The sequence below is a fragment of the Rhodococcus artemisiae genome (assembly GCF_036327795.1).
Classification (GTDB): Bacteria; Actinomycetota; Actinomycetes; order Mycobacteriales; family Mycobacteriaceae; genus Rhodococcus; species Rhodococcus artemisiae.
Map to the genome: position 1 here is coordinate 125,210 of NZ_JAUTXY010000003.1, position 26,939 is coordinate 152,148.

At 67.1% G+C, this 26,939-nt stretch carries 28 protein-coding genes; 17 read left to right on the forward strand and 11 right to left on the reverse strand.

Annotated features, from left to right (window positions below; genetic code table 11):
* Nucleotides 1-5: 5 nt before the first annotated feature.
* The 4 genes from Q7514_RS08160 to Q7514_RS08175 are packed head-to-tail and all read right to left on the reverse strand — an operon-like array spanning nucleotide 6 to nucleotide 3,197.
* Nucleotides 6-584 carry a hypothetical protein gene (locus tag Q7514_RS08160; protein ID WP_330132760.1) on the reverse strand — a complete coding sequence of 193 codons (579 nt, stop codon included), beginning with the start codon at nucleotides 582-584 and terminating at the stop codon, nucleotides 6-8.
* The gene (locus Q7514_RS08165; protein WP_330132761.1) at nucleotides 577-1,239 is read right to left on the reverse strand and encodes a Maf family protein; all 663 of its coding nucleotides are present in this window, start codon (nucleotides 1,237-1,239) and stop codon (nucleotides 577-579) included. Before Q7514_RS08165 ends, Q7514_RS08160 begins: the two co-directional genes overlap by 8 nt.
* A 3-nt stretch (nucleotides 1,240-1,242) precedes the next feature.
* A complete protein-coding gene (locus Q7514_RS08170; RefSeq protein ID WP_330132762.1) occupies nucleotides 1,243-1,560 on the reverse strand; it encodes an acyl-CoA carboxylase subunit epsilon in 318 nt (105 codons plus the stop codon).
* The gene (locus Q7514_RS08175; RefSeq protein ID WP_330132763.1) at nucleotides 1,557-3,197 is read right to left on the reverse strand and encodes an acyl-CoA carboxylase subunit beta; all 1,641 of its coding nucleotides are present in this window, start codon (nucleotides 3,195-3,197) and stop codon (nucleotides 1,557-1,559) included. Before Q7514_RS08175 ends, Q7514_RS08170 begins: the two co-directional genes overlap by 4 nt.
* Before the next feature lie 116 nt (nucleotides 3,198-3,313).
* Between Q7514_RS08175 and Q7514_RS08180 the strand changes: the two genes are divergently transcribed.
* The 4 genes from Q7514_RS08180 to Q7514_RS08195 are packed head-to-tail and all read left to right on the forward strand — an operon-like array spanning nucleotide 3,314 to nucleotide 6,802.
* On the forward strand, nucleotides 3,314-4,162 hold the full coding sequence (locus Q7514_RS08180) for a biotin--[acetyl-CoA-carboxylase] ligase (protein WP_330132764.1): 849 nt from the start codon (nucleotides 3,314-3,316) through the stop codon (nucleotides 4,160-4,162).
* 23 nt (nucleotides 4,163-4,185) lie between these two features.
* Nucleotides 4,186-4,749, forward strand: a complete 564-nt coding sequence (locus Q7514_RS08185; protein ID WP_330132765.1) for a PH domain-containing protein — start codon at nucleotides 4,186-4,188, stop codon at nucleotides 4,747-4,749.
* 48 nt (nucleotides 4,750-4,797) lie between these two features.
* Nucleotides 4,798-5,481, forward strand: coding sequence for a response regulator transcription factor (locus tag Q7514_RS08190; protein WP_330132767.1), 684 nt, complete (start codon nucleotides 4,798-4,800; stop codon nucleotides 5,479-5,481).
* Between the two features lie 13 nt (nucleotides 5,482-5,494).
* A complete protein-coding gene (locus Q7514_RS08195; RefSeq protein ID WP_330132768.1) occupies nucleotides 5,495-6,802 on the forward strand; it encodes a sensor histidine kinase in 1,308 nt (435 codons plus the stop codon).
* A gap of 10 nt (nucleotides 6,803-6,812) precedes the next feature.
* Here the strand turns inward: Q7514_RS08195 and Q7514_RS08200 are convergent, their stop codons facing one another.
* Entirely contained in the window at nucleotides 6,813-7,298 is a 486-nt protein-coding gene (locus Q7514_RS08200) for a GtrA family protein (protein ID WP_408016064.1), read from the reverse strand.
* Nucleotides 7,299-7,531: 233 nt separating this feature from the next.
* Between Q7514_RS08200 and Q7514_RS08205 the strand changes: the two genes are divergently transcribed.
* The 6 genes from Q7514_RS08205 to Q7514_RS08230 all read left to right on the forward strand — a co-directional run bounded on the left by Q7514_RS08205 (nucleotide 7,532) and on the right by Q7514_RS08230 (nucleotide 14,576).
* Nucleotides 7,532-8,803: a 5-(carboxyamino)imidazole ribonucleotide synthase gene (locus Q7514_RS08205; RefSeq protein WP_330132770.1), complete on the forward strand. Its 1,272-nt coding sequence runs from the start codon at nucleotides 7,532-7,534 to the stop codon at nucleotides 8,801-8,803.
* 23 nt (nucleotides 8,804-8,826) lie between these two features.
* Complete coding sequence (purE, locus tag Q7514_RS08210) at nucleotides 8,827-9,330, forward strand: 5-(carboxyamino)imidazole ribonucleotide mutase (protein ID WP_330133079.1); 504 nt, start codon at nucleotides 8,827-8,829, stop codon at nucleotides 9,328-9,330.
* An 11-nt stretch (nucleotides 9,331-9,341) separates the two neighbouring features.
* Nucleotides 9,342-10,520, forward strand: a complete 1,179-nt coding sequence (locus tag Q7514_RS08215; protein ID WP_330132771.1) for a sensor histidine kinase — start codon at nucleotides 9,342-9,344, stop codon at nucleotides 10,518-10,520.
* Nucleotides 10,521-10,530: 10 nt separating this feature from the next.
* Nucleotides 10,531-11,235: a response regulator transcription factor gene (locus Q7514_RS08220; RefSeq protein ID WP_330132772.1), complete on the forward strand. Its 705-nt coding sequence runs from the start codon at nucleotides 10,531-10,533 to the stop codon at nucleotides 11,233-11,235.
* Between the two features lie 114 nt (nucleotides 11,236-11,349).
* Complete coding sequence (locus Q7514_RS08225) at nucleotides 11,350-12,135, forward strand: ABC transporter ATP-binding protein (protein WP_330132773.1); 786 nt, start codon at nucleotides 11,350-11,352, stop codon at nucleotides 12,133-12,135.
* Nucleotides 12,132-14,576 (forward strand): FtsX-like permease family protein, encoded by a 2,445-nt coding sequence (locus Q7514_RS08230; protein WP_330132774.1) that lies wholly within the window; start codon nucleotides 12,132-12,134, stop codon nucleotides 14,574-14,576. Before Q7514_RS08225 ends, Q7514_RS08230 begins: the two co-directional genes overlap by 4 nt.
* Here the strand turns inward: Q7514_RS08230 and Q7514_RS08235 are convergent, their stop codons facing one another.
* Entirely contained in the window at nucleotides 14,577-15,056 is a 480-nt protein-coding gene (locus Q7514_RS08235; RefSeq protein WP_330132775.1) for a MarR family winged helix-turn-helix transcriptional regulator, read from the reverse strand.
* 147 nt (nucleotides 15,057-15,203) lie between these two features.
* Between Q7514_RS08235 and Q7514_RS08240 the strand changes: the two genes are divergently transcribed.
* The gene (locus tag Q7514_RS08240) at nucleotides 15,204-16,646 is read left to right on the forward strand and encodes an MFS transporter (protein WP_330132776.1); all 1,443 of its coding nucleotides are present in this window, start codon (nucleotides 15,204-15,206) and stop codon (nucleotides 16,644-16,646) included.
* A 92-nt stretch (nucleotides 16,647-16,738) separates the two neighbouring features.
* Nucleotides 16,739-17,107: a hypothetical protein gene (locus tag Q7514_RS08245; protein WP_330132777.1), complete on the forward strand. Its 369-nt coding sequence runs from the start codon at nucleotides 16,739-16,741 to the stop codon at nucleotides 17,105-17,107.
* Between the two features lie 41 nt (nucleotides 17,108-17,148).
* Here Q7514_RS08245 and Q7514_RS08250 read toward each other — a convergent pair whose 3' ends face one another.
* Together Q7514_RS08250 and Q7514_RS08255 are read right to left on the reverse strand one after the other, a co-directional pair.
* Complete coding sequence (locus tag Q7514_RS08250) at nucleotides 17,149-17,883, reverse strand: TIGR03089 family protein (protein ID WP_330132778.1); 735 nt, start codon at nucleotides 17,881-17,883, stop codon at nucleotides 17,149-17,151.
* A 36-nt stretch (nucleotides 17,884-17,919) separates the two neighbouring features.
* Nucleotides 17,920-19,416 carry an LCP family protein gene (locus Q7514_RS08255; RefSeq protein ID WP_330132779.1) on the reverse strand — a complete coding sequence of 499 codons (1,497 nt, stop codon included), beginning with the start codon at nucleotides 19,414-19,416 and terminating at the stop codon, nucleotides 17,920-17,922.
* Between the two features lie 267 nt (nucleotides 19,417-19,683).
* Between Q7514_RS08255 and rfbD the strand changes: the two genes are divergently transcribed.
* From rfbD to Q7514_RS08275, 4 genes are read left to right on the forward strand one after another with little or no spacing between them, the layout of a single operon-like run.
* Nucleotides 19,684-20,550: a dTDP-4-dehydrorhamnose reductase gene (gene rfbD / locus Q7514_RS08260; protein WP_330132780.1), complete on the forward strand. Its 867-nt coding sequence runs from the start codon at nucleotides 19,684-19,686 to the stop codon at nucleotides 20,548-20,550.
* Between the two features lie 59 nt (nucleotides 20,551-20,609).
* The gene (locus tag Q7514_RS08265) at nucleotides 20,610-21,527 is read left to right on the forward strand and encodes a glycosyltransferase family 2 protein (RefSeq protein WP_330132781.1); all 918 of its coding nucleotides are present in this window, start codon (nucleotides 20,610-20,612) and stop codon (nucleotides 21,525-21,527) included.
* On the forward strand, nucleotides 21,524-22,609 hold the full coding sequence (gene manB / locus Q7514_RS08270) for a mannose-1-phosphate guanylyltransferase (RefSeq protein WP_330132782.1): 1,086 nt from the start codon (nucleotides 21,524-21,526) through the stop codon (nucleotides 22,607-22,609). The genes Q7514_RS08265 and manB overlap by 4 nt, the downstream gene beginning before the upstream one ends.
* Nucleotides 22,602-23,387 carry an SGNH/GDSL hydrolase family protein gene (locus Q7514_RS08275; RefSeq protein WP_330132783.1) on the forward strand — a complete coding sequence of 262 codons (786 nt, stop codon included), beginning with the start codon at nucleotides 22,602-22,604 and terminating at the stop codon, nucleotides 23,385-23,387. The genes manB and Q7514_RS08275 overlap by 8 nt, the downstream gene beginning before the upstream one ends.
* Before the next feature lie 22 nt (nucleotides 23,388-23,409).
* Here Q7514_RS08275 and Q7514_RS08280 read toward each other — a convergent pair whose 3' ends face one another.
* The 3 genes from Q7514_RS08280 to cofD are packed head-to-tail and all read right to left on the reverse strand — an operon-like array spanning nucleotide 23,410 to nucleotide 26,323.
* Entirely contained in the window at nucleotides 23,410-23,961 is a 552-nt protein-coding gene (locus Q7514_RS08280; protein ID WP_330132784.1) for an NUDIX hydrolase, read from the reverse strand.
* Between the two features lie 2 nt (nucleotides 23,962-23,963).
* Complete coding sequence (locus Q7514_RS08285) at nucleotides 23,964-25,334, reverse strand: coenzyme F420-0:L-glutamate ligase (RefSeq protein ID WP_330132785.1); 1,371 nt, start codon at nucleotides 25,332-25,334, stop codon at nucleotides 23,964-23,966.
* Nucleotides 25,334-26,323 (reverse strand): 2-phospho-L-lactate transferase, encoded by a 990-nt coding sequence (cofD, locus tag Q7514_RS08290; RefSeq protein ID WP_330132786.1) that lies wholly within the window; start codon nucleotides 26,321-26,323, stop codon nucleotides 25,334-25,336. Before cofD ends, Q7514_RS08285 begins: the two co-directional genes overlap by 1 nt.
* A 344-nt stretch (nucleotides 26,324-26,667) precedes the next feature.
* Here cofD and Q7514_RS08295 point away from each other — a divergent pair, with 344 nt between their 5' ends.
* A complete protein-coding gene (locus Q7514_RS08295) occupies nucleotides 26,668-26,928 on the forward strand; it encodes a WhiB family transcriptional regulator (RefSeq protein WP_199233150.1) in 261 nt (86 codons plus the stop codon).
* Nucleotides 26,929-26,939 lie beyond the last annotated feature (11 nt).

A 26,939-nucleotide genomic window follows, 5' to 3' on the forward strand; every position in this document is an offset into this window, starting at 1 on the left:
GGATCTCAGTCATCGTCTTCCAGCGCGTCGAGCACATACTGCGCGAACCACCGATTGTGGGGACGGGAGCTCGGGCCGCCGGCATTATCGGCCAGTAGTGCTGCCAGAGGCCCGATGGTGGACTCGTCGAGTGGCAACATGAAGAACTGGTCGTCGGCGCCCTCGTCGGAGAGGAACCAGTCGATCGCCACGGCGTCGCCTCCCGCGGATGCATCCTCGACCGGGCGGAAACGCAGCAGCGGGTAGCGCAGGAGAAGTTCGTCGAGCGGACATCCGAGCTGCCGCACCAGAGCGGAGATCGAGGTGACCATCACCGTGCGGTAGTCGACCGTCTCGCCGTTCTCGGTGTATCGGTCGACATAGAGGACCTCGAGCGGCCCGACGTCGAGTGAGAAAAGGCGGGTCATCCCGGCCTTCTCGTTGGTCGTCGGGAGACAACTCAACGTCCACTTCTCGCCCGCGACCGATTCCGGATCGTCGAATGCGGTGGCGAGGTAGCCCGCGACCAGGTCGACGACCACCTCGAAGAACGGTTCCTGTCGGAGGCGCTCGAAGCTTGCTTCGGACGCGCCGAGGTCACTCATGTGCTGAGGGGTTCGAGGACCAGAGGTCGGCGACGGAGATTCCCACGTCGGCGAGGAGTCTACGGACGAGCGGCAGACCGATCCCGATCACGGACGACGGATCGCCCTCGATACCGTCGATGAACCAGCCGCCGAGGCCGTCGAGTGTGAACGCTCCGGCGACCTGCAGTGCCTCACCGGTCGCGAGGTAGGACTCGAGGTCGGCATCGGACGGGGTGCCGAAACGCACCGTCGTGCCGGAATGGTCGTCGGCCTGCGCGACGATCTGCCCGCCGCGTGCACGCAGAACGCTGTGGCCGGTCAGCAACTCCGCGCTGTGGCCGGACATTCGCTTCCACCGGGCTCGGGCCACCTCGACGGTGCCGGGTTTGCCCTGAAGTTTCCCGTCGAACAGCAGCATCGAATCGCAGCCGATCACGACGAGATCGTCGTGGCCTTCGAGGACGTGGCCTTCTGCGGTCAGTGTGTGCACAACGTCCGCGGCCTTGGCTCGGGCCAACGTGGTGACCACGACTTCCGGTGCCGCGTCCGGGCCGAGTTCTGCGATGATCGCGTCCTCGTCGACTTCCGACACCTGTACGAGCGGCTCGACCCCGGCGCCGCGCAGCACGGACAACCGTGCCGGCGACGCCGAGGCGAGGACCAGACGGGGCATCGATCAGCCGCGGTTGGGATACGAGTACGGCGAGAACGGAGCCCACTGGCGGTGCATCCGAGTGGGGTCGCCCCACGTTTCCGGCGGCTTGCCGTCGCTCTCGGGCGCGCCGCCCGCGGCGGCAGCCGCGAGCACCGTGACCAACGCTGCGACATCGGCGTCGGTCGGGTTGCCCTTCACGATCCGGATGGCGGGTTCGTCGGAATCCGCTGCAGGCGCTGCGTTCGCGGTCGCCGGGGTGTCGGTGCCCGCGAGGGCACCGTCGGTCACGGCGGTCAGCTCTGCGTCAGTGATGATTTCTTCCTCGGTCAGCGCGGTCACAGCGGAATGTTCCCATGCTTCTTCGGCGGGAGCGAGACCATCTTGCGTTCGAGCAGTCGCAGTGCGGACACGATCTGGCCGCGGGTGTGCGACGGCGGGATGACCGCGTCGACGTAGCCGCGCTCTGCCGCGACGTACGGGTTCACGAGGGTGTCCTCGTACTCGTTCTGCAGCTCGAGGCGCAGTGCGTCGACGTCCTCACCGTTCGCGGCGGCGTCCTTGAGCTTGCCGCGGTAGACGAACCCGACGGCACCCGAGGCGCCCATGACGGCGATCTGCGCGGTCGGCCACGCGAGGTTGACGTCGGCACCCATGTGCTTCGAGCCCATCACGTCGTACGCGCCGCCGTAGGCCTTGCGGGTGATGACAGTGATCTTGCCGACAGTCGCCTCGCCGTACGCGTAGAGAAGCTTCGCGCCGCGGCGGATGATGCCGTTGTACTCCTGCTCGGTGCCGGGCAGGAAGCCGGGGACGTCGACCAGCGTGATGATCGGGACGTTGAATGCGTCGCAGGTGCGTACGAAGCGGGCGGCCTTCTCGGAGGCGTCGATGTCGAGGCAGCCGGCGAACTGCGTCGGCTGGTTGGCGACGATGCCGACGCTGCGGCCGTCGACGCGACCGAAGCCCACGATGACGTTCTGGGCGCGTTCGGCCTGAACCTCGAGGAACTCGTCGTCGTCGAGGAGGCGGCGGATGACCTCGTGCATGTCGTACGGCTGGTTCGCGGAATCCGGGATGATCGTGTCGAGTTCGAGATCCTCGTCGGTGAGCGAGTCCTCGATGGAGCCGGCGATCGGATCTGTCGGGGCCATGCGCGGCGCCGCGGCCTGGTTGTTCGACGGCAGGTAGGAGAGCAGATCCTTGACGTAGTCGAGGGCGTCCTGCTCGTCGCTGCCGACATAATGGGCGACACCCGACTTGACCATGTGGGTGTGGGCGCCACCGAGGTCTTCCATGGTGACGTCTTCGCCGGTGACGGTCTTGATGACGTCGGGGCCGGTGACGAACATCTGGCTGGTCTGGTCGACCATCACCACGAAGTCGGTCAAGGCGGGGGAGTAGACGTGCCCACCGGCAGCGGGGCCCATGATCAGCGAGATCTGGGGGATCACGCCGGAGGCCTGCACGTTGCGGTGGAAGATCTCGCCGTAGAGGCCGAGAGAGACGACGCCTTCCTGGATGCGAGCGCCGGCGCCTTCGTTGATGCCGATCAGCGGTCGGCCGGTGCGAAGCGCCAGGTCCATGACCTTGACGATCTTCTCGCCGTAGACCTCACCGAGACTGCCGCCGAAGACGGTCGCGTCCTGGGAGAACACACAGACGTCGCGGCCGTCGACCGTGCCGTAGCCGGTGACGACGCCGTCGCCGATGGGACGGTTGTCGGCGAGGCCGAAGTTGGTGCTGCGGTGGCGGGCGAGCGCATCGATCTCGACGAACGAGCCTTCGTCGAGGAGCGCGGTGATGCGCTCGCGGGCGGTCATCTTGCCCTTGGCGTGGACCTTCTCGATGGCTGCTTCACCGACCGGAGCCTGAGACTTGGCCTGGCGTTCGCGCAGGTCTGCCAGCTTGCCGGCGGTGGTGTGGATATCGGGCGTACTCGCCGCCTCGGGCGCGGACGGCTCCTGGACAGTGGTCATGGGCAGTCAGCTTAGCGATCGTCAATCTGCACCGCCGCACGGAGGTCCGTGTGCGTTGAATGATTGAACTGAAGCTACCGGCCAGTACCCATTTTCGCCCACTTTAGGGTGGACCCATGCCGAGTAACCCCGAATTGCCGAACGACCCCGATACGCGATCGCCGCTCGACGTGTCGCGTTTGCGGAAAGTGCTGGTCGACGGTGCCGGGGGCAGTGCAGGGTTCTACGAACGCCTCGACGTCGTCGAGGAGACGGGGTCGACGAACGCCGACCTGCTCGCCGAGGCCGCGTCCGGCGACCGCCGTGTCCTGCTCGCCGAGTTCCAGAGCGGCGGACGCGGACGGCACTCACGCGCCTGGAACGGAATTCCCGGGGCGCAGGTGATCGTCTCGGTGCTGCTGAAGCTGCCCGGCGTCGCCCTTCCCGATCTCGGTTGGCTTCCGCTGCTCACGGGCATCGCGACGGTCGACGCCATCCACGAGGTCACAGGCGTTCCGGCCGAGCTCAAATGGCCCAACGACGTCCTCGTCGACGGCCGTAAACTCGCCGGCATCCTGGTCGAGGTCGCGTCGACAGCCCCGGTTCCCACAGTTGTCGTCGGTGTCGGGCTCAATGTCACCCTCACCGAGGACGAACTGCCGGTGCCCACAGCGACGTCACTGATGCTCGCCGGTGCCCGCGAACTCGATCGCACGAGGCTGGCAGAGGTGTTGCTGACCTCGTTCGGTGAGCGCATCCGGCAGTGGGAACGGCACGGCTGGGATCCGACCGCCGCTGCCGACGCGTACCGGGACCGGTGCAGCACCATAGGCAGGCGGGTGCGCGCGATCCTGCCCGGCGACACGGAACTGCACGGGGTCGCCGTGAACATCGACGAGCAGGGCCGCATCGTCATCGCGCCGGACGGCGACGGCGAACCCGTCGCGGTCGCTGCCGGCGACATCACGCACCTGCGGCCGGTGTAGACCGATGTGCAATCGTGGTGCCCATGGGATACCCGGAGGATGCCCTCGCACCGGATGAGAACCTGCTGCTCCACCGGCATCCACACGCGAAGATGCTGATCGTTCCGGTCATCGTCTTCCTGCTGGCCACGGCTGTCGCCGGGTTCCTCGTGGGGCTCGCGCAGACCCGCCTCGACGGTGGGGCGTCCACCTTCCTGGTGATCGCGGTCCTGCTGTTGTGGGCCGTCCTCATGGGGTGGCGGTGTCTCGCCCCGTTGATCAGGTGGCTGACGACGCATTTCATCGTCACAGATCGGCGGGTACTCGTGCGCCAGGGCGTCATCACCCATTCCGGTATCGATATTCCTATGGGTCGGATCAGCAACGTGCAGTTCCGGCACGGGTTGGTCGACCGACTCCTGCGCACAGGCACGCTCGTCGTGGTTTCCGCGGCCGACGACCCACTCGAGTTCGACGACATTCCCGATGTCCAGAAGGTCCACACGTTGCTGTACCGGACTGCATTCGATGTGCAGGACGACTCGTACACCGACCGGTCCGCGGCGCCACGATCGGGTGAAGGCGAGAGACACCGGAAGGCGTGGTGACTGGCGTGGTGATCCGGTTTCCCACCGCACTGTCCGTAGGCTGAGCGGGTGACTGCCGTTCTGCTAGCGGAAGACGACGAAGCCATCGCGGCGCCCCTGTCCCGCGCACTCGGGCGTGAGGGCTACGAGGTGACCATCGAGGCCGCCGGTCCGAGAGCGCTCGAACAAGCGCTCTCCGGAAACTACGAGTTGTTGATCCTCGACCTCGGGCTGCCGGGTATGGACGGCCTCGAAGTATGCCGTCAGATCAGAGCGAACCGTTCCGACCTGGCAGTACTGATGCTCACCGCCCGCACCGACGAGGTCGATTTCGTGGTGGGTCTCGACGCCGGCGCCGACGACTACGTCGGAAAGCCCTTCCGGCTCGCCGAACTGATGGCGCGGGTACGGGCGCTGCTGCGCCGCCGCGGCGGCGGAGACGCGGACGAGGTCGTCGAGGTCTCCGGCATCCGCCTCGAACACGCGGCCCGGCGGGTTCTCGTCGACGGCGCCGAGGTCACCCTCGCCAACAAGGAGTACGAACTCCTGCGCGTTCTGCTCGACCACGCCGGTCAGGTCGTCTCACGCGACGCGATCCTCGACGAAGTGTGGGGCGACGCCGACCTCCGAGGTTCGAAAACCCTCGACATGCACATGTCCTGGCTGCGCCGGAAGATCGGCGACGAGGGGCCCGCGGGGGAACGACGCATCGCAACCGTGCGCGGGGTCGGTTTCCGGCTGAACACCGACTAGAGGGGGCGCGACGGTGCGCAGGCGCATCCTCAACGCCGTCCTGGCCGCGGTGCTGCTCGTAGCTCTTCTGCTCGGGCTTCCCCTCGCCTTCACCGCCTACTTGTTCGTGGAGGACACCACACGCCGAGACCTTCGGGATCGGCTCGAACGGATGTCCGACGAGATCATCGCGCAGGAAGGCACCGACGGCCTCGTGGTCGGCGGACTCGATACCAGTTCGCTGCGCCTGCTCGTACCCGACGGTGGGCGGGTGGTCGTCGTGTATCCCACTCCCGAGAACGAGGCGGCGCGCCTCGACATCGGCGACGTCACCCCGGCGAACCCACTCGTCGAATCCTTGTCTATGGGTACCTCGGGGTCGCTGCGGGTCGAGGCGCCCTCCGAGGGCATGCGCACGCTGCAACGGCAGGTGCTCGCCGCGGTCGGGTTCCTCGTACTGCTGTCCGTCGCGGTGGGTGCACTGGTTGCGGTAGCCACCGCCCGGCGGTTGGCCTTCCCGCTGCGCGACGTCGCTGCGCGTGCCGCCAGGCTCGCCGAGGGCGACTTCAAACCGGTGCCACAGCGTCATTCCATCGTCGAACTGGACCGGGTGTCGGACGTCCTCGACTCCGCGGCGGTGGAGATCTCGGGTCGGCTGCAACGTGAGCACGCGCTCGTCGGCGACGTGTCCCATCAACTCCGCTCCCGGATGACGGCGATCAGATTACGGCTCGACGAACTCTCCACACACGACGACCCGACGGTGGTCGAGGAGGCAGAAGCCGCGATGGCCCAGGTCGATCGCCTCACCGTCGCCATCGACGGGCTGGTTCGTCAGTCGCGGAACAGCGGCGCCGAACTTCGCACCGAGGTGTCCGTGGTGGGGGAACTGGCAGGGGTGATCGCGGACTGGCGAGGTCCCTATCAGGATGCGGGTCGCGAACTGCTGCTTCGAGGTGACCCGGCCCTGCGATCGTCCGTGACCGCCTCGCGCCTCCGTGAAGCAGTAGCGGTTCTCGTCGACAACGCGTTCGCTCACGGAGGAGGAACCTGCACCGTCGCCGTTCGGGAGGTCGCGATGCGGGGAGACTCGACAGTGTGTGTCGAAGTCAGTGACGAAGGGGAAGGCGTCAGCGACGACCTCGTGCCGCACATCTTCGAACGAGGCTTCTCCGGTGGCGGATCCACCGGTGTCGGTCTCGCCCTCGCTCGCGCACTCGCGGAAGCGGACGGTGGGCGCCTCGAACTGCAGCGGCGCAGACCCGCGTTGTTCGCGATGTTCCTCGGTGGGGCCCGCGACTGGACATCGGTACCCCCCGGCGGAGTCCGGGAACCGAGATGAGGCCGTGTCGTCAGGTCCGGTCGAGGTCGGGCCTGTCCAGTTCCTCCACTGTGTGCACGTCCGGCATGGTTTCGTCGGGGAACACGAACCGCTTGAAACAGTAGAAGCGGAAGAACATCTGCAGCAGGTTTCCGATGACGTACGCGCTGACGAAGTCGGCGATGTTCTCGACGGAAAGGCTGACCTCGGGCACACGCAGGTTGAACACGTAGCTCGAGATCCACAACGGAATGAAGCTGAGCACGACTCCGATGCCGCTGACGAAGAAGAACAGGAACGCTTCGTGCGCGCGTTCCCGCCCGCCACGGTTCCGGAACGACCATTCGCGGTTGAGGATGTACGAGCAGATCACCGCAACGACACCGGCGATGATCTTCGCGGTGACAGGCTTCTCCGAGAGGACCGTCAGCTTCAAGGTGTAGAAGATCCCGGAGTCGATCAGGAACGTGGTGCCTCCGACGATCGCGAACTTGATGAGTTCGCGGTGACGCAGCATCAGCTCTCGTAGTGGTGCGGGAAAGCGGCTCAGAGCATCATCGACGACGGACACTCGGCCGAGTCTACGAAACGCGGAGCGGTTTCTACGAACCACAGCGAAAATTTTCAGGCTTACCACAGGAAAGTGACGAATCGGAATGCCAGTCCCGAAATGTTCACCGGATCGCCACGCGAAGGCGATGGGCGCCGGGTCACGTGGCAGCTCGCCGCGCTGTGACACCATTGTCAGCTGTGACCGGAAGACCTGACTCTCTCCCCAGACCCGATTCCCCCCGCGCCCTGACGGCCGGGATGCCCGTCGTGACGATGATCGGCGGTGGCCAGCTCGCGCGGATGACACATCAGGCTGCGATCGCGCTCGGCCAGACGCTGCGTGTACTCGCGGGCAGTGAGGACGAACCGGCCGCTCAGGTGAGCCCCGACGTCGTATTCGGCAGCCACGACGATCTCGACGCGCTGCGGCGCGCCGCCACCGGTGCCCACGCGCTGACCTTCGACCACGAGGGCGTTCCGACCGAACACCTCGAAGTTCTGCAGAGCGAGGGCGTTGCCGTACTGCCTCCGCCGCAGGCGCTGATCTTCGCGCAGGACAAGATCGCGATGCGCAAGCGGCTCGGCGCGTTCGGTGCGCCCATGCCGAAGTTCGCCGAGATCACCTCGACCGGCGACCTCGCCTCGGCTCGGGAACACCTCGGATGGCCGTTCGTGCTCAAGGCTGCCCGCGGCGGGTACGACGGCCGCGGGGTGTGGATCGTCGACGACGAGGCCGAACTCGAGCGGATCGTCGCGGAGCAACTCGACCGCGGTGTGCCGCTGCTCGCGGAGGAGAAGGTTGCATGGCGTCGGGAACTGTCGGCAATGGTCGCCCGCTCGCCGTTCGGGCAGGGTGCAAGCTGGCCCGTCGTGGAGACGGTGCAACGAGACGGCCAGTGCTCCGTCGTGATCGCACCGGCACCGAACCTGCCTGCGGACGTCGCGGCCGCGGCCGAACAGCTTGCGTTGCGGATCGCGGGCGAACTCGGCGTGGTGGGTGTGATGGCCGTCGAACTGTTCGAGACGCAGGCCGGCGAGCTCATCGTCAACGAACTCGCGATGCGCCCCCACAACTCCGGCCACTGGGGGATGGACGGTGCGCGTACGGGCCAGTTCGAGCAGCACCTGCGCGCGGTACTCGACTACCCGCTCGGCGACACGACGCCCCTCGCGCCTGTCGTCGTGATGGCGAACGTTCTCGGTGCCCCGGAAGCGCCGGCAATGAGCATGGACGAGCGTCTTCATCATCTGTTCGCGCGGATGCCCGATGTGCGCGTACACCTCTACGGCAAGGGTGAACGCAAGGCCCGCAAGATCGGGCACGTCAACCTGCTCGGCGCACCGTCCGGCTCGCTCGAGGACGGGGAGTACGTCGCTGCCGTCCGGGAACGCGCAGAGCGCGCCGCGCACTGGCTTTCGCACGCAGAGTGGACCGACGGCTGGAACGAACACACGGGAGAGTCAGAGTGACAGACACGACACGGGGAACCGCCATGACGCAGGGCGCACAGGTCGGCCTGATCATGGGCAGCGATTCGGATTGGCCCACGATGGAAGCCGCGGCCGAGGCGCTCGCCGAGTTCGGTATCCGATTCGAGGTCGGTGTCGTCTCCGCCCACCGCACCCCCCAGCGCATGCTCGATTATGCGAAGGACGCCGCCGGTCGCGGGATCGAGGTCATCATCGCCGGCGCCGGCGGTGCAGCCCACCTGCCCGGGATGGTGGCGTCCGCGACCCCCCTGCCGGTGATCGGAGTTCCGGTTCCGTTGAAGTACCTCGACGGGATGGACTCGCTGCTGTCGATCGTGCAGATGCCTGCTGGTGTCCCCGTGGCCACCGTGTCGATCGGCGGGGCACGTAACGCCGGACTGCTCGCGGCCCGCATTCTCGGGACTGCCGACGCGGCGCTGCGTGAACGCATGGAGCAGTTCCAGGCCGGACTCGAGAGCATGGTGCTCGACAAGGACGAGGCGTTGCGGCAGAAGCTGCTCGGCTGACGGTGTGACCCGTGCAGACCACCTCGATGATCGAACGTTGGCAACGGTGGAGTCGTGGCCGCGTGCTCGTCGTCGACTCGGTCATCGCGGGCATGGTCACGGCGTTCGGATTGCTCGTCGTGGCGACCTCGGATCTGGAGTGGAGTGATGCGGCACTCGTCCTCGCGCTGAGTGTGCCTCTCGCCTGGCGCCGTACCCGCCCGGTGCTCGCGGGCGCGGTCGTCGCCGCTGCGGCGTTCGGTCACCTCGCGGTGTCCTCGGACATGTCGCCGGTGGCACCGGTCGCGGTACCCATGGCGGTGTATGCGCTCGCTGCGTATGCCCCGCGCTTGTGGGCCAACATCGCCCTGGTGGCAGCGGTGACCGGGGGCGCGCTGGCAGGGATCCGGTTCTTCGGGCAGTACGAAGGGCGCACCCTCTTCGACACGGTGGCGTCGGCGACGATGGTGGCGCTGTTCGTAGGCGGGATATGGGCGTTCGGTCGTCTCCGGGGTCTGCGGGTGCGGGAGATGGAAGCCCTCACCGAACGCAACCGATTGCTCGAGGTCGAACGTCTCAAAGAGGCCGAACTCGCCGCGACCCAGGAACGGACGCGTATCGCGCGGGAGATGCACGACATCGTCGCGCATTCGCTCACCGCGATCATCGCCCAGGCCGACGGTGGCCGGTACGCGGCGTCCGCCGACCCGGAAGCGGCAGCCACCGCACTCACCACGATCTCCGAAACGGGTCGACGGGCGCTGACCGACATGCGATCGCTGCTGTCGGTACTGCGAGAGGAGACTCCGCGTGAATTCACCACGACACCGGGTATCGGCGACATCCCCACGCTCGTCGAGCAGATACGTACGAGCGGCCTGGAAGTGACGCTCGCTGTGACAGGGGAGATCCGTGATGTCTCGGACGGCCTGGGCCTGTCCGTCTACCGGATCGTGCAGGAATCTCTCACCAACGTCCTCAAACACGCTGGACCTCGCGCGCACACCGAAGTGACCCTCGACTGGCGCACCGACACGCTCGTCGTCGAGATCGTCGACGACGGTCGCGGCGCCGCTGCGCTCGTGGAAGCACGGCCGGGGGGACAGGGTCTGACCGGTATCGAAGAGCGTGCTCGGCTGCACGGTGGTCGCTCGATCACCGGGCCACGGGACGGCGGTGGCTATCGGGTCCGTGCCGAGGTCCCGGCATAGGCTGGCCGTCGTGATCGAATTCGCCGAACCCATCCGCGTCGCACTCGTCGACGATCAGCAGCTCGTGCGCGCGGGCTTCCGTATGGTGCTCGAGTCGCAACCCGACATCGAGGTTGTCGCCGAGGCCTCCGACGGCGAGGCTGCGGTCGTCGAACTCGGTCGGGTGCGCACCGACGTGGTCCTGATGGACGTCCAGATGCCGCGGCTCGACGGGATCTCCGCGACCCGCACCCTCCTGCGCGCTCCGGATGCCCCGAAAGTTGTGGTGCTCACCACGTTCGACAACGACGACTACGTCGTTCAGGCCATCGCTGCCGGCGCGAGCGGTTTCCTCCTCAAGGACGCCCTTCCGGAGGACCTGCTCGATGCAGTGCGGACCGTGCACCGGGGCGATGCTGTCATGGCGCCGCGCGCGACACGTCGTCTGCTTCAGCACGTCACACCGCTGTTGGGGGAGGGGAAATCGAGTTCTGCTGCAGCAGCGTCGGTTCCGGATGACCTCACGCCTCGTGAACTCGAGGTTCTCGTCGCGATGGCTCACGGGCTGACCAACACCGAGATCGCTGATCGGTTCGTGCTGTCGGCGGGAACCGTGAAGACCCACGTGGGTAGGGTTCTGGCGAAGACCGGTTCACGCGATCGGGTCCAGGCGGTGCTGTTCGCATTCCGGGCCGGTCTCGTGCGGCCCGACGAGTTGCTCGGAGCAGGTGAGTAGGACCGTGGTCGGACCCGCGTCGTAGGTCGGTACTACCAGGGTGCGAGGGCGGCGTGGGGCAAGATGGAGCTGCGCTCCGATGTTCTCGCGACACATCGTTCCTACCGTCGATGTATGACTTCGAGAAGCACATTCGTTCCGGCTTGTTCCGCTCACGACGTGGTCCGTGTCTATGGACGCGGTGATGCCGAGGTGCGGGCCCTCGACGGGGTTTCCGTAGCATTCGAGCGAGGCCGCTTCACCGCGATCATGGGTCCGTCCGGCTCCGGTAAATCGACCCTCATGCATGCCCTCGCCGGTCTCGACGGTGTCGATTCCGGACGTGTGGTTCTTCACGGTGACGGTCGCCGAGAGGATGTCGAGATCAGTGCTGCCTCGGATGCGGTGCTGACCGGATTACGCCGCGACCGTATAGGTTTCGTGTTCCAGGCGTTCAACCTGCTGCCTGTGCTCACCGCCCGCGACAACGTGCTGCTGCCGATGCGCCTCGCCGGTACGCGACCGTCGCAGGAGTGGTTCGACGAGGTGACCGGCCGCCTCGGTCTGAGCGCTCGTCTCGACCATCTGCCACACGAGATGTCCGGCGGTCAGCAGCAGCGGGTCGCTGTCGCGCGGGCGCTGTTGCCGCAACCCGACGTCATCTTCGCTGACGAACCGACCGGCAATCTCGATTCGCAGTCCGGCGCGGAGGTGCTGTCGATGCTGCGGTCGAGTGCGCGGGAAACCGGTCAGACGGTGGTGATGGTGACGCACGATCCGGTTGCGGCGTCGTATTCGGACCGGGTGGTTCTGCTCGCCGATGGGCGCCCTGCCGGTGAGATCGCGCACCCGACCACGGATACCGTCATCGACACGATGCGCGCGCTGAACGTGACCGGTGCGGCGGTGGCGGCGCGATGAGGCACCTTGTTCTGGCGCAGGCCCGCGCCCACCGAGGGCGGTACGTCGCGACGGCGCTCGCGGTGATCGTTGCGGTGGCGTTCGTCGTGCTGACTCTCGTGCTCAGTGACACCGTGAATGCGTCGATCACGAAATCGACTGCGGCGCAGTACGAAGGGATTGCCACGGTGGTGACACCCGAGGGGCCCGAGACGGACCCGGATCGGACGTTGTCCGCGGTCGGGGCAGCGCCGGGTGTGCGCGCGGCCACCCTCGACGTGACCGGTCCCGTCCGGCTCGCGTACGCGGACGGAGCATCCGCGTACGGTACTGCGGCCACGATCGCTTCCGACGAGTCGATGCGCTGGCAACGGCTCGCGGATGGCCGATGGCCCGCCGGCGACGGAGAGATAGCGGTGGGTTCGTCGTCGGGGCGCGCGGTCGGTGACACCGTCACGGTGGCCGATCTGTCGGGTGGGACGGCACCCGCGTCCGTGACTGTGGTCGGTGTGGTGGACGTGGCCGGTTCGCCCCTCGCGATGGATTCGGGCCAGATCTTCGGTGACGCTGCGCAGGTACGGGCGTGGTCCGGAGAGTCTGCGGACTGGGAGATACGTGTCGCGGGCGACGGTGATGCGGTGCGCGACGCGGTCGCGCTCGCCGCGCCGGGGACCGAGGTGGTCTCGGGTGAGGCGCGTGCCACTGCGGTGTCCGACGCGCACGTCGGGGACATCGCCCTGCTGCGCAACGTTCTGCTGTGCTTCGCGGCGATCGCGGTGGTCGTGGCAGGACTCGTCATCGCGAACACGTTCGCGGTGCTGCTTGCCGCACGGACCCGTGAGCTGGCGCTCATGCGATGCGTCGGTGTCACCGCTTCCCAGGTGCGGCGCAGCGTGCGAGGTGAGGCGCTGATCGTCGGCTCCGTCTCCGCCGTTCTCGGCGTGCTCGCCGGGTGCGTGCTCGCTGCGGGTGTTGTTGCGGGTGCCCGCGCGGCGGATGCTCCGCTTCCTCTGACCTCCGTCTCGGTGACGATCACGACGATCGTCGCCGGACTCGTACTCGGAACCGTCGTCACGGTGGTCGCAGCGAACGGCGCGGCTCGAGCGGCGACACGGGTATCGGCGCTCGCAGCGATGCATCCGCTCGAAGCTCAGCCCGAGCCGGTGGGCGAGTCGTGGGTGCGCCGCGCGTGTGCGCTGCTGGCGATGGCCGGCGGTTCGGCATTACTGGTCATCGGCGCCTGGGTGAGCAACGTACTGATCGCATGTCCAGGTGGTCTGCTGCTGTTCGTGGGTGTCGTCCTGGCCTCGCGCCGGATCGTGCCGGCGGCAGTGGGGGCTGTCGGGGACGCCTTCGCCAGGGTGGGCGGGCCGATCGCATCCCTCGCGGCCGGAAATGCGCGACGCAATCCGCGGCGGACTGCATCGACTGCGACGGCCCTGTTCATCGGGGTGACGCTGACGGCGACGATCGTTGTGGGCATCGGCACGCTCAAGGCCGGGGCACCCGAAGTCGTCGATCAGAACTTCCCGGTGGATATCGCTGTCAGCGCGACTACAGAACCGGTTCCCGTGGGCGGCTCGGCCCGCTTCACCGCGATCGACGGGGTTCACGCGGGCACCGAGATCGCGTCTGCGACGGTCACGGTGGCAGGTACGGAATTTTCTGTCCTGGGTGTCGATCCGGCGTCCGCCGCGGCGACGATCCGCGCCGAAGTGCGCCTGCCCGAAGCCGGGACGATCGTGCTCGAGCGGTCGCTGGCGGAGACATTGGGCGTGCACGACGGCGAGATCGTCGAGGTCGGCGGTGGCACCGGCATGCACGACCTGACCGTCGCCATTGCAGACGCCGGGTCGCCGGACATGATCTCCATGGGCGACCTGAGTGCAGTCGATGATTCGGCAGCGCCTGAAACGATGTGGCTGAAACTGGACGACGATCTGTCCGAGGAGGACCTGGTCGCTGTCAGCGACGAGGTGTCGCGGGTGGCGGAGGCAGCGTTTCCGGGTAGCGAGGTCGTCGGAGCTGTGAAGATGAGGCAGACACTCGAGAACGTCCTCGACACGATGCTGCTGATCGTGGCCGGCCTCCTGTCGGTCGCCGTGGTGATCGCGCTCATCGGGGTGGGCAACACCACGGCCTTGTCGGTTCTCGAACGGCGACGAGAGACGGCGATGCTCCGCTCGGTGGGTCTGTCCCGGTCAGGAGTGCGGAGCCTTCTCGTGCGTGAGGCAGTGATCATCGCGGGAGTCGCGTCGGTCCTGGGTGTCGCACTCGGTCTGGTGCTCGGGACGTTCGGCACCGCATCGGTCATCGGTGCGAGCCATGTCGGTCTCGGCGCTGTGCCCTGGCTGCAGTTGGCAGGAATCGTTGTCGCGGGCGGCGTGGCAGGCATCGTCGCCTCCCTGGTGCCGGCGCAGCGGGCGAGTCGGGTGTCGCCCGTGGCTGCGCTGGCCGGGTAGTCACGAGCTCTTCGGGTGCCCGATGTCGGCGCGCCGGGTCCACGGCGAGCCGGACAAGCGTTCGATGTCGGTGTTGAACCGTTCGAGATAGCGCGCGAATTCGGCCACGTCGTCGGCGTCCCAATCGACCAGAACGCGCTCGAGCGACTCGATCGCTCGGGCGCGTTCGTGGTCCAGGCGTCGGGCGCCGTCCTCGGTGATCTGGAACTTGCGTGCGATGCCCCCGTCAGGGTCGGGGATGCGCTCGGCCAACCCTGTCTTCAACAGTGTCGAGGTCTGGCGATTGACCGTGGATGAATCGAGTCCGAATGCGTCGCTCAGCTGGCCGATGCTCATCGGTCCCTGGGCTGAGAGGCGACTGAGCATGGTGTACGCACTGCGGTCCAGACGTCCGGCATCTCGCCGGCGGGGGCCGAAGAAGTTGAGATGCCGCCCGATGAGCATCATTTCGAACTCGATCAGGTGCGTCGGCTTGTCCATCTGTGTGTCTCATCACTCCTAGGTCGCGTTTTCCCAGTATGGGCGAACTCGGTGTTGACCCGCGAATATGCATCATGCATACCATGTGCTCAATACATATTACCCGCTGGCTTGGGTTTTTCTTTACTCGAAGACGGAGTTCGTTTCATGCAAGGTTCTGTCGCGGCGCCGGAAGTGCGTCCCTCGCTGTTGGTGGGGGTGCTCGCGTTCACCGGAATTGTCGGCGCTCTCACTCAGACGCTCGTGGTTCCCCTCATCGGTCAACTGCCCATGATGTTGGACACGACCGCGTCCAATGCATCATGGGTGATCACCGTCACTCTGCTCACGGGCGCGGTCGCGACGCCGGTCATCGGGCGCCTCGGCGACACATACGGCAAGCGTCGGATGCTGTTGATCTGCACGATTCCGTTGATCCTCGGTGCGGTGCTGTGTGCGCTGTCGTCGTCGCTGCTGCCGATGCTTCTCGGTCGCGGATTGCAGGGGCTGGGCGTCGGCCTGATTCCGCTGGGTATCAGTCTGCTGCGTGACGTTCTCCCGCCCGAGCGTCTGCACTCGTCGATCGCTCTGATGAGCGCGTCTATGGGTATCGGCGGCGCTCTTGGCCTCCCCATTGCTGCTGCTGTCGCCGAGAACACGAGCTGGCGTGTGCTGTTCTGGGCAACGGCAGTCCTCAGTGCGGTGGTATTCGTGCTGCTGTGGAACGTGGTGCCCGATGGTCAGGCCAAGGCGAATCCCGGACGCTTCGACATCGTGGGCGCCATCGGTCTCGGTATCGCGCTGACATCCTTGCTGGTCGCGGTGTCGAAGGGAGCCGACTGGGGATGGGGGAGTTCGACGACTCTCGAGCTGTTCGCTCTTGCGGCGATCGTGCTGGTGGCCTGGGGTTGGTGGGAACTACGCCGCACCGACCCGCTCGTCGACCTGAGGATCGCGGCCCGGCCCGCAGTTTTGCTGACCAACGCGGCATCACTTGTGGTCGGATTCGGGATGTACGCGCAGTCGTTGATCATCCCGCAGCTGCTCCAGCTTCCCACCGAAACCGGATACGGACTCGGCCAATCGATGCTGGCAATGGGTCTGTGGATGGCGCCCGGCGGTTTGATGATGATGGCCGTCTCGCCGATCGCCGGCAAGCTGTCGTCGGCGCGCGGGCCCAAGGTCTCCCTGTTCGTAGGGTGCGTGATCATCGCGATCGCGTACGGCTCGTCGCAGTTGCTCATGGGCTCGACGTGGGGCCTGATGATCGTTGCCGCGATCTGCAGTACCGGCGTCGGATTCGCGTACGGTGCAATGCCCGCGCTGATCATGAGTTCCGTCCCTCAGAGCGAAACGGCATCCGCCAACAGCGTCAACTCGCTGATGCGCGCGATGGGCACGTCGATCTCGGCCGCCGTCGTCGGTGTCGTGCTGGCTCAGATGAGCGTGCAGTCGGGCGGCTACAGCATCCCGACCGAAGCAGGCTTCCGGACAGGGCTGCTCATCGGGTGTGGGGTCGCGTTGGTCGCGGCCGCAATCACGCTCAGCATCCCCGTCGCCAAGCGGAAGAAGCTCGACAAGGTGGAAGACGCCGTCCCGATACGGGCCTGAACAGCGTGTCGCGGGTGGGCGGTCCTCGGGTGAGGGCCGCCCACCGTCGCTAGGCTCCACTCGTGTCGAGAACAGGCCGGTCTTCACACCGCATGACGCGGGCATCGCGGGGAGTGCCGTCCGCCCGTATCCCTACCGCTCTGGCGTTGGGTTGGGCCCGGCTCTGGGGCGGTGCGGTGATGTTCGACGATGAGTTCGGTCTCTATGTGTGTACCGGCATGCGCGGCGGATTCGCGCGCGGTGGCACCACCGTCGGCGGAGTGTTCCTCACCCGAAAACCACCACCGCGCCGGCTGCTTCGACACGAAGCCGTCCACGCCGACCAATGGGCGCGACACGGACTCGGTTTCGCTGTGCGCTACCTGTGTGAGGAACTACGCAATCCCGGTTCGCGCAACAGATTCGAGATCGAAGCAGGGCTCGAGGACGGCGGCTACCGGACCGGCGGCGCCGGGCAGTAGTTGTCGACCTCGCTGCCGGTGGCTCAGCGCCACGGTGTGCGTCATGCGTCCAATCGTGCGGTGATCTTCTCGCTGGCGATGCGCCGTTCGATCGCGGCAGGGTCGGGATTGCTCACCTGGACGAGGGAAGCGCCGACCGAGAGTGCAGCGAGCAATCCGTCGACGAGCTCGTCGACGGTGCCCCAGTCGCGGCTCGACAACACGCGGTCGGTTCCGGTGATCCCCGATCGCGCCGCGGACTCCTTCGCCGCCGCAAGCACGTCGGCGGCCGTGCGGCCGCCGAGTGCGGCGTCGCCGGCGCCGGACGTCACCGTCGTCGTCGATGCTGTCGGGCGGAACTGGTCGCCGTGCAGCCGCACATTCGTGGCGTAGTCGGTGACACCCGGTGGCAGGTCGGCCACGGGGCGTCCGAATGCGTCCAGGGACAGCGCTGCCACCTCTGTGACGTCGTCGACCTCGTCGAGCCGGTCCGGGGTGACGAGCGCGAGATCCGCGTCGGGGTCGGCGTCGAGAACCACTTCGGTGCCTGCCCACCATGCACCGAGCAGGACCGCCGCGCTCTGCCAATGTGCGGGCAGTAGCACCGCAACCCGGCCGCCGGGTAGCAACCCGAACTCGTCGCGGATCATGTTGGCGGTCTTGGCTGCCCAGTTTGCGAGCGTGAGTGCGGACAGTTCGATCCGCGCGCCGGTCGCATCGTCGTACCACGTGATGCGCGGGCCGGCGGGATCGGACGCGAGGATCGGGTCGAGCAGGGCTGCGGTCAGGGTTGTCACGGAAAACCTCGTTCTCGGGAGTCGGTGCGGGATCGATCAGTTGACGCAGCGCGGTCCGTCGGACCCGGCGTCGATGGGCGGTGCGGCCGGGGCCGGCGTCGCCGACTCACCCGCCGGCATCACATCGGATTGCGTTGTCGTGTCCGACGTGGATCCTGAGCTCGATCCGGAGTAGGACGACGAACCCGGGCCGGTGTAGTCGTCGGCGAGCACCACCTCGACGGTTCCGGACGGGAGGTTCGGGTCGGAGTCGATGTCGACGTTCCCGAGCGCGGCGGCAACGGCGAGTGCCTCGTCGGAGTCGGGATCGGCGGCGTACAGGGTGGTCGAGGACATCGTGCCGCCCTCGTAGTTGCCGACCACGCCCTCGACGTAGCCTTCGGAACTCATCGCCAGCGACACCTCGGATGCCAACCCGGACACGCTGCCGGCGTTGGAGACGTTCACGGTCACGGTCGACGGGTCGATATCGGGGGCCGGTGTGTCACTGGCGGTGGGTGTCTCGGATCCGTCGTAGTCCGCACCGACCAGGCCGGCCACATACTCACGGACCTCGTCCGGATCGACCTGGACGACGGACTCGCCGTAGTCGGTCATCGCATTGATGTCCTGCACCGGAATCGTCGAGAACTGCACCGCACCACCCGCGAGATCTTGCATCTGGGTAGCGAGTTGCACGATGTCCCAATCCGAATCGAGCACCACCGAGCGCTGCACCGCAGCGGTCAGTTGCCCCACCTTCGACGGATTGCTCAACGTCTTCGCGCTGAGGACCTTCTGCACGAGCGAGGCCATGAACACCTGCTGCCGCACGATCCGATCCAGATCGCCTCGCGGCAGGTCGTGACGCTGACGGACGAAGCTCAGTGCATCGGACCCCTGCAGGGTCTGTTCCCCGGCCGTGAAACGGGCGCCCGACATCGGTTCGTCCACCGGGGCGTTCAGGCACACATCGACGCCGCCGACCGCGTCGGTGAGTAGGACGAAGCCGAGCAGACCGACCTCGGCGTAGTGATCGACCGTCACGCCGGTCAGGTCCGCGACCGATTCGATCAACGCTTCCCGGCCGGCTTTCGTGGAGGTCTCCTCGACCGCGGCCTCTTCACCGGACTCGACGGCCTCGAGTCGCGCGAGTTCCTTCGTCGCGCCGTACGCGGCGTTGATCTTCGACATTCCGATCTCCGGCACGTCGACGTAGGTGTCGCGGGGAATGGATATGGCTGTCGCGGAGCTTCCGTCGTTGGGCACCCGGATCAAGATGATGGTGTCGGTGTTGTTGGCGACCTCTTCGCCGGCGCGCAATGCGTCGAGCTCGCGCTGCGACAGGGGGTTGCCGTGCGCGTCGGTGCGGCTGTCGGTACCCACCAGGAGGATGTCGAGGGCGCCGTCCGCGCCGTTTCCGAGGTTGAGACCGTCCACCGATGCGAGCGACGATGCGAACGAATCGTAGGTGCGCCATCCGACCCCCGTAGCGATCAGGACGAGTGCGGCGGCGATCGCGGCAGCGAATTGGCGCGGCCGGCCTGTGAACACCCGTGATACCCCCTGAGTGGCCTGGGGCCTCGCGCGTTCCGCGGTCGGGCGCCGGGACGTGTGTCCCTCGCGTACGGGCCGGGACGACGAGCCCGTCGGACGCGTCCTACGCCGCTCGTCCGTGCTGGGGCGCGCCCTGGTCCTGCGGCGGGGCGGCTCTGACGGCACGTGCGATCCTCCTTCGACTGGCGTCCGGGTACCCGATGAAGGTTACTGGTGGAATTCCTCGGCGGGCGTGTCCGACACCGGCGTGCCAGACTCGAACAGGTGCGTAACGTTCTTGTGACCGGGGCCCACGGCCAGCTCGGCCGCCATGTGATCGACCTTGCGACCTCCTCCGGAATTCCGATTCGTGGCGCAGGCTCCGCCGAGATCGACATCACCGATGACGCATCGGTGGCCGGCGCCGTCGCTCCGGGGTCGGTGGTGATCAACTGCGCCGCATACACGGCGGTCGACGCGGCGGAGACCGACGAGGAAGCCGCCACGGCGGTCAACGGGCACGGACCGGCAGTGCTCGCCCGGGTCTGCGCCGACGTGGGTGCAACCCTGATCCACGTGTCCACCGACTACGTGTTCGCCGGAGACGCCACACAGCCGTACCCGGTCGATGCGCCCACCGACCCCCGTAGCGCCTACGGACGGACCAAGCTGCTCGGTGAGCAGTCTGTCCTCGCGGCCCTGCCGTCCGCGCACATCGTGCGGACCGCATGGGTCTACACCGGCGACGGAAACGATTTCGTCGCGACGATGCGACGTCTCGAACGTGACCGCGACACCGTGCGCGTAGTCGACGACCAGGTCGGATGCCCTACCTATGCCCGCGACCTCGCCGCGGGCCTGCTGGAACTCGCCACCCGCGCCGACGCCGATCCGGTACCGGGTGGGATTCTGCACGCGACCAACGCGGGTGAGGCCACGTGGTACGACCTGGCTCGCGCAGTCTTCGCCGGTGTCGGCGCCGATCCGGAACGGGTTCACCCCTGCACGAGTGACGAGTTCGTCCGCCCGGCTCCGCGTCCCGCCTACTCGGTACTGGACGGGCAGGCCTGGTCGGCTGCCGGTCTCACTCCGCTCAGGCCGTGGCGGGAAGCGTTGAGTGCAGCGCTCGGCGCATTGGATGCGCCGGAATGAGCCCGGCGAAGTCCGCCTGTGACTCGTCGCACATCGCTTCGGCCGCTATGGTTGCGCGCGTGGATTCGACGCTGGCCGTGGTGACGGTGACCTACTCGCCCGGCGAGCACCTCGAGAACTTTCTGACGTCGCTCGCGACGGCGACGTCGCTGCGCACCCGGGTGATCATGGCCGACAACGGTTCGACCGACGGCGCGCCGGAAGCGGCAGCGCTGGCGCATTCGAACGTCACCCTGCTGCACACCGGGGGCAACATCGGCTACGGCGGCGCAGTCAACCGTGCGGTTGCCGAGATCGACGGGTCGGCAGAGTTCGTGGTGGTCGCCAATCCCGACGTCCGCTGGAGTCCGGGCTCACTGGACACGCTGCTGGAGGCGGCCGGGCGGTGGCCGCGCGCCGGTTCGCTGGGGCCGCTGATCCGTGAACCGGACGGGAGCATCTATCCGTCCGCGCGCACGGTGCCGACGTTGTCGTCCGGTGCCGGCCACGCACTGCTCGGAACGGTATGGCCCACGAACCCGTGGACACAGCGCTACCGCCAGGAGAACGAGGCGATCAGTGAGCGGCCCGTCGGATGGCTTTCCGGGTCCTGCCTGCTTCTTCGTCGCGCCGCGTTCGATACCGTCGATGGATTCGATTCCCGCTATTTCATGTACATGGAGGACGTGGACCTCGGTGATCGTCTCGGGCGCGCCGGATGGCACAACGTCTACGTTCCGTCCGCCGAGGTGACGCACGCGAAGGGGCACGCGGCGGGACGTCACCCGGAACTGATGCTTCCGGCGCATCATGAGAGTGCGTACCGATTCCAGGCCGATCGGCATCCGCATCCGTGGCAGGCGCCGTTGCGCTGGGCGCTGCGCGGTGGTCTCGCGGTGCGATCCAAGCTGGCGGTTGCTTCGGCCGTGCGCGAGCGCGATGCAGGCAAGGTCGGTCATGAGGGGACCGATTTCGACGAGAAACAGGGGAAATCATGACGAGTGCTGCCGCACCGCATACCGACGCGGTGATCCTGGTCGGCGGGCAGGGGACGAGGCTTCGCCCGCTGACACTGTCGGCGCCGAAGCCCATGCTGCCCACCGCGGGACTGCCGTTCCTGACACACCTGCTCGCACGGATTCGCGAGGCGGGCATCAAGCACGTGGTGCTCGGCACGTCGTTCAAGGCGGAGGTCTTCGAGGAGCACTTCGCGGACGGATCCGATCTCGGTCTCGAGATCGAGTACGTCACCGAGACCGAGCCGCTCGGGACGGGCGGCGGCATCCGCAACGTGCTGCCGAAGCTTCGCGCAGAGAACGTCATGGTGTTCAACGGGGACGTGCTCGGTGGAACCGATCTCGGTGCGGTGCTCGACACCCACGTCCGCACCGAGGCCGACGTCACCTTGCACCTCGTCCGTGTGGGTGATCCCCGCGCGTTCGGTTGTGTGCCGACCGACGCCGACGGTCGCGTCACGGCCTTCCTGGAGAAGACGCAGGATCCGCCGACCGACCAGATCAACGCGGGTTGCTATGTGTTCCGCCGCGAGGTCATCGAGGCGATCCCTGAGGGTCGTCCGGTGTCGGTCGAGCGTGAGGTGTTTCCCGCGCTGCTGACAGAGGGCAAGAAGCTGTTCGGCCACGTGGATGCCGCGTATTGGCGTGACATGGGCACGCCGGAGGACTTCGTGCGTGGTTCGGCGGATCTGGTGCGCGGGATCGCTCCGTCGCCGGCGTTGCCCGGCCAGCGTGGGGAGTCGCTGGTGCATCCCGGTGCGTCCGTTGCTCCGGGTGCGTTGCTGATCGGGGGGACGGTGGTCGGCCGCGGCGCCGAGATCGGTGCGGGTGCCCGCCTCGACGGTGCCGTGATCTTCGACGGTGCGCGGGTCGAGGCCGGTGCGGTGATCGAGCGGACGATCGTCGGATTCGGTGTGCGGGTGGGTCCGCGCGCGTTGATCCGCGACGGTGTGATCGGCGACGGCGCCGACATCGGTGCGCGCTGCGAACTGCTGCGTGGTGCGCGGGTGTGGCCCGGCGTCCAGATCCCGGATGGAGGGATCCGGTTCAGCACCGATGTCTGAGATCGACAACGCCGTGACCTACAGGAAGTATGTGGCGCTGGGGGATTCGTTCACCGAGGGAGTGGGAGACGACGACCCCACTCGCCCGAACGGTGTGCGCGGGTGGGCCGATCGTGTTGCCGAGCAGCTCGCTCGCGGCAATGACGGATTCGGCTATGCCAACCTCGCGATCCGTGGACGGTTGCTCCGGCAGATCCTCGATGAACAGCTCGATGCTGCACTTGCACTCGAACCCGACCTCGTGACGATCTATGCGGGCGGCAACGACATCATGAGGCCCGGCCTGGATCTCGATGTGCTCGTCGCGCAGTACGAGGAGGCGATCGCCGCGCTCACCGGAACCGGCGCCCGGGTGCTGATGTGGACGGCGTACGACGTCGGCTGGGCCCCGGTGTTCCGGCACCTGCGGGGACGGATCGCCATCTACAACGAACTCGTCCGGGGGGTCGCCGACCGCCACGGTGCGACACTCGTCGACTACTGGCGGTTCGGTGAATACCGGGACTACCGCATGTGGGACTTCGATCGCTTGCACATGTCGCCGGAAGGGCACCGCAACATGGCGATCCGGGTGTTGGATGCGTTGGGAGCGCAGCATCGGATCGAGCCCGTCGATCTCGGGCCGACACCGGTCGTTGCTCGCCCCGAGCAGCGTCGGGCCGACGCCAAGTGGGCGCGCGAGTTCCTCGTGCCGTGGGTGGGGCGACGGGTCCGAGGCGAATCGTCGGGCGACGGGATTGCCCCGAAGCGCCCGGTGCCGGCACCTATCGACCTGTAGCGCGCCGGCCGACCACAGCGGATCAGCGTCGAGCAGCAGCGAGCCGTACGAGGAGGTCGATCGTCTCGTGTTCTGCGTCGGTCGGCAACGCGTCGATCGGCCACCACTGCAGGTCTGTCGACTCGTCGCTGCGCACCGGTACCGCACCCACCGGTGCGATCACGAGGAACCTCAGGTCGAGGTGCCGTGTGGGTACGCCGAGCGAGCACGTGATCGGGTGCGTATGCGCCGAGAGCACGTTCGGATCGATCGTGAGTTCGTCGATGCCCGACTCTTCGCGGGCCTCGCGCAGCGCGGCATCGACGACGGTCTCGTCGCTCTCCTCGCAGTGCCCACCCAGCTGGATCCACCTGCCGACCCGCGGATGCAGCGTGAGCAGGACATTGCGGTGATCTGCGTCGAGTACGAGCGATGACGCGGTGATATGCCCGGGAACGTGGGAGCGCAGGCAGCCGCCTGGCGCGGAGTCGAGGAACGCGAGCATCGTGTGCCGTAAGGACTCGGCGTCCACCGAATCGGTGTACCACGCGTCGAGCCTCTCGAGTGCGGACGCGTGCAGGGAATCGGCCGACACGATTACAGCTCCCGCAGGGCGTCGCCGGGATCAGCGGCTTCGCGCGGCTGCGGCGCGTCATTCGGATATCCCACCGCGATCGCGCCCAGAGGCGACCAGTTGCCGGGGAGATCGAGTTCCTCACGCACGACGTCGGGGGCGAAGATCGTCGAGCCGATCCAGCAGCTTCCCAGGCCGCGTGTCGCGAGTGCGACGAGCAATCCCTGCACGGCCGCGCCCGCGGCGACGGTGAACATCGTGGCTTCGGCGGCGGTGCGGCGCGCATCCGGATACTCGTGGGCCCCATCGGGGACCCAGAACGGCACCAGAACTTCGGGTGCGTCGTAGAGGATCGATCCGCGTGCGAGACGGCGTTCGATGGCGACGGGATCGAGTCCGTCGCCCGCGAGATCGTCGGCCCAGCGGTCGCGCATCCGATCGAGGAGCCGGCGGCGGACCTGCTCGGTCCGCACCCACACGAACCGGACCGGGCGGGTGTGGTGGGGCGCCGGCGCGGTGAGAGCTTCGGCGACCGCGTCGCGCAGGTCTTCGGGATCGACAGGGTCGGCGGAGAACTCGCGAATCGATCGGCGCAGCAGCAGTGCTTCACGTCGGCCCCGTTCGAGTGCTTCGGCGGTGCCGAGCCAGAACAGGTCGTCCTCGCCGCCGCGCACGAGTGCGCGCGCGGTGGAACCGTCGTCGGGTAGATCGAGCCCGCGCACCACCGCGACGGGGACTCCGCCGAGCTTGCCCTTGACGAGATCTCCAGCGGCCGCGATCTCGTCGGCGAGTGCGACGGACGTGACCATGAGTTCGTTGCCTTGCGAGTCGTGGGAGCCCTCGTAGCCGTGGAGGACCGGCAGTCCGGCCGATCCGATCGCTGCGTCGGTCTGGCCGATACGCCACGCACGACCCATGGTGTCGGTGACCACGACGCCGACGGTGACTCCGAGTAGTTCGGAGATCCGGGTGCGCAATGCGGCGGCGCTGGCATCGGGATTCTCGGGTAGGAGCGCGAGTTCCGCGCCGTCGACGTTGGAGCCGTCGATTCCCGACGCGGCCTGCACGATCCCGAGCTTGTTCTCGGTGATCAGGGTGCGGCCCTTCTGAGCGAGCACCCTCACCGCTTCCTGTGTGACGAGGCGTCGTCGGAGTGCGTCGCGCGCGTCGGGGTCGGTGGGCGAGGGGACGATGCGGCCCTCGGTCTTCGACAGGACTTTGCTGGTGACCACCAGGATGTCGCCGTCGGTGAGCCACGGCGCAGCAGCGACGAGGGCGGCTGCGAGGTCGTCGCCGGGTCGGAACTCGGGTAGTCCGGTGACCGGCCGGATCTCGAGAGGGCCGCCGGGTGCGTGGTCGCGCACCGGGGCGTCGGTCGTGCTGTCTGCGGGCATCACAATTGCACTCCGGCGAGTTCCAGTGCGGCACGTGCCATGTCGGCGGTCGTGTCGGGATCGGACATGAGGAGCGGCACGCTCCGCACATCGACGCCCGGGACATCGGCGTCATCGGTCGAGTGCACGAGCCAGCCGTCGAGGATTCCGGTGCCGCTACGCGCTCCGTAATGTCGACCCACGGCCTCTGCGGTGGTGTCGACGCCGATCACGTCGAGGCACGCGTCGGCCATGCCGCGCAGTGGCTTACCGCCGACGACGGGGGACAGGCCGATGACCTTCGCCTTCGTCGTCCGTAGTGCGCCGCGGATGCCCGGAACGGCGAGGATCGCGCCGACGCTGACGACAGGGTTCGACGGCGCCAGAACGACCACGTCGGCGGACTGGATCGCGTCGAGGACACCCGGTGCAGGTTTTGCCTCGTCTGCGCCGATGTGGGCGAAGCTGTGGGTGGGGACCTGTGCGCGATGACGCACCCACCATTCTTCGAAGTGGATTGCGCGCTGATTGCCGTCGGCGGGGTCGGTGATCACGACGTGGGTCTCGCTGCGGTCGTCGGACGCCGGGAGCAACGTGACTCCGGGCTTCCATCGCGTACACAGCGCTTCGGTGACGGCGGAGAGCGGATATCCTGCACGCAGCATTCTCGTGCGGATCAGGTGGGTGGCGATGTCGCGATCGCCGAGACCGAACCAGTCGGGGTCTGCTCCGTATGCCGCGAGTTCTTCCTTGGCATTCCAGGTTTCGGCCTTGCGGCCCCAACCGCGCTCGGTGTCGATTCCGTCGCCGAGTGTGTACATGCATGTATCGAGATCGGGACAGATCCTCAGGCCGTGCATCCACACGTCGTCGCCGACGTTGACGACGGCGGTGATCCGATGCGGCGCGTCGGGGTCGATGTCCGAGCCCGGTGCGATGTCGAGGAGTTTCCGCAACCCTGTGAGGAAACGGGCACCGCCGACACCTCCGACCAATACAGTCACATTCACGGGGCCAGCCTATGTGGTGCGCGTGGTACCCCGTCGAGCGCCGTCCTAAACCAAGAAATTGCAAAGTCGTCGATCGTAAGCGAGAAAATCCGTTCCGCTTGACCGCGACACGCCCGGCGTGTCTAATCACATATGTGTCATTCCGAGTTTCCGGATCGGGATCGATTGCGACGACGTCGCATTCGAACAAGATTCGGGGGGTGGCAGAAAGATCCCGATCCGCGAAAGTTGCGGCGCTGCAGGTGAGGAGGCGGAGGATGGCCGACGAGCGCGAAGTTTTCGAGATCTCTCGGATCGATACGCCAGTCGAGAGTGACTGCGACGATTCCGACAGCGGAACACCGATTCTGCAACTGATTACAGGATTCGGTGATTCGGCGGACGTAGAAGAGCAGTGGCAGGAACGTGCACTGTGCGCACAGACCGACCCGGAGGCGTTCTTCCCTGAAAAGGGTGGTTCGACGCGGGAAGCGAAGCGCATCTGCCTGGGGTGTGAAGTTCGTGACGAGTGTCTCGAGTATGCCCTTGCTCACGACGAACGTTTCGGAATCTGGGGTGGGCTGTCCGAAAGGGAACGGCGGCGCCTCAAGCGCGGCATCGTCTGACGGTCGGGTCA

Excerpts from the sequence above, each read along its gene's own strand:
- Q7514_RS08225 (WP_330132773.1), top strand. The coding sequence starts at position 11,350 with ATGACTTCGAGAAGCACATTCGTTCCGGCTTGTTCCGCTCACGACGTG.
- Q7514_RS08180 (WP_330132764.1), top strand. The coding sequence starts at position 3,314 with ATGCCGAGTAACCCCGAATTGCCGAACGACCCCGATACGCGATCGCCG.
- purE (WP_330133079.1), top strand. The coding sequence starts at position 8,827 with ATGACGCAGGGCGCACAGGTCGGCCTGATCATGGGCAGCGATTCGGAT.
- manB (WP_330132782.1), top strand. The coding sequence starts at position 21,524 with ATGACGAGTGCTGCCGCACCGCATACCGACGCGGTGATCCTGGTCGGC.
- Q7514_RS08175 (WP_330132763.1), bottom strand. The coding sequence starts at position 3,197 with ATGACCACTGTCCAGGAGCCGTCCGCGCCCGAGGCGGCGAGTACGCCC.
- Q7514_RS08160 (WP_330132760.1), bottom strand. The coding sequence starts at position 584 with ATGAGTGACCTCGGCGCGTCCGAAGCAAGCTTCGAGCGCCTCCGACAG.
- Q7514_RS08235 (WP_330132775.1), bottom strand. The coding sequence starts at position 15,056 with ATGGACAAGCCGACGCACCTGATCGAGTTCGAAATGATGCTCATCGGG.
- Q7514_RS08245 (WP_330132777.1), top strand. The coding sequence starts at position 16,739 with ATGACGCGGGCATCGCGGGGAGTGCCGTCCGCCCGTATCCCTACCGCT.
- Q7514_RS08285 (WP_330132785.1), bottom strand. The coding sequence starts at position 25,334 with ATGCCCGCAGACAGCACGACCGACGCCCCGGTGCGCGACCACGCACCC.
- Q7514_RS08165 (WP_330132761.1), bottom strand. The coding sequence starts at position 1,239 with ATGCCCCGTCTGGTCCTCGCCTCGGCGTCGCCGGCACGGTTGTCCGTG.
- Q7514_RS08275 (WP_330132783.1), top strand. The coding sequence starts at position 22,602 with ATGTCTGAGATCGACAACGCCGTGACCTACAGGAAGTATGTGGCGCTG.
- Q7514_RS08200 (WP_408016064.1), bottom strand. The coding sequence starts at position 7,298 with ATGCTGCGTCACCGCGAACTCATCAAGTTCGCGATCGTCGGAGGCACC.
- Q7514_RS08240 (WP_330132776.1), top strand. The coding sequence starts at position 15,204 with ATGCAAGGTTCTGTCGCGGCGCCGGAAGTGCGTCCCTCGCTGTTGGTG.
- Q7514_RS08185 (WP_330132765.1), top strand. The coding sequence starts at position 4,186 with ATGGGATACCCGGAGGATGCCCTCGCACCGGATGAGAACCTGCTGCTC.
- Q7514_RS08230 (WP_330132774.1), top strand. The coding sequence starts at position 12,132 with ATGAGGCACCTTGTTCTGGCGCAGGCCCGCGCCCACCGAGGGCGGTAC.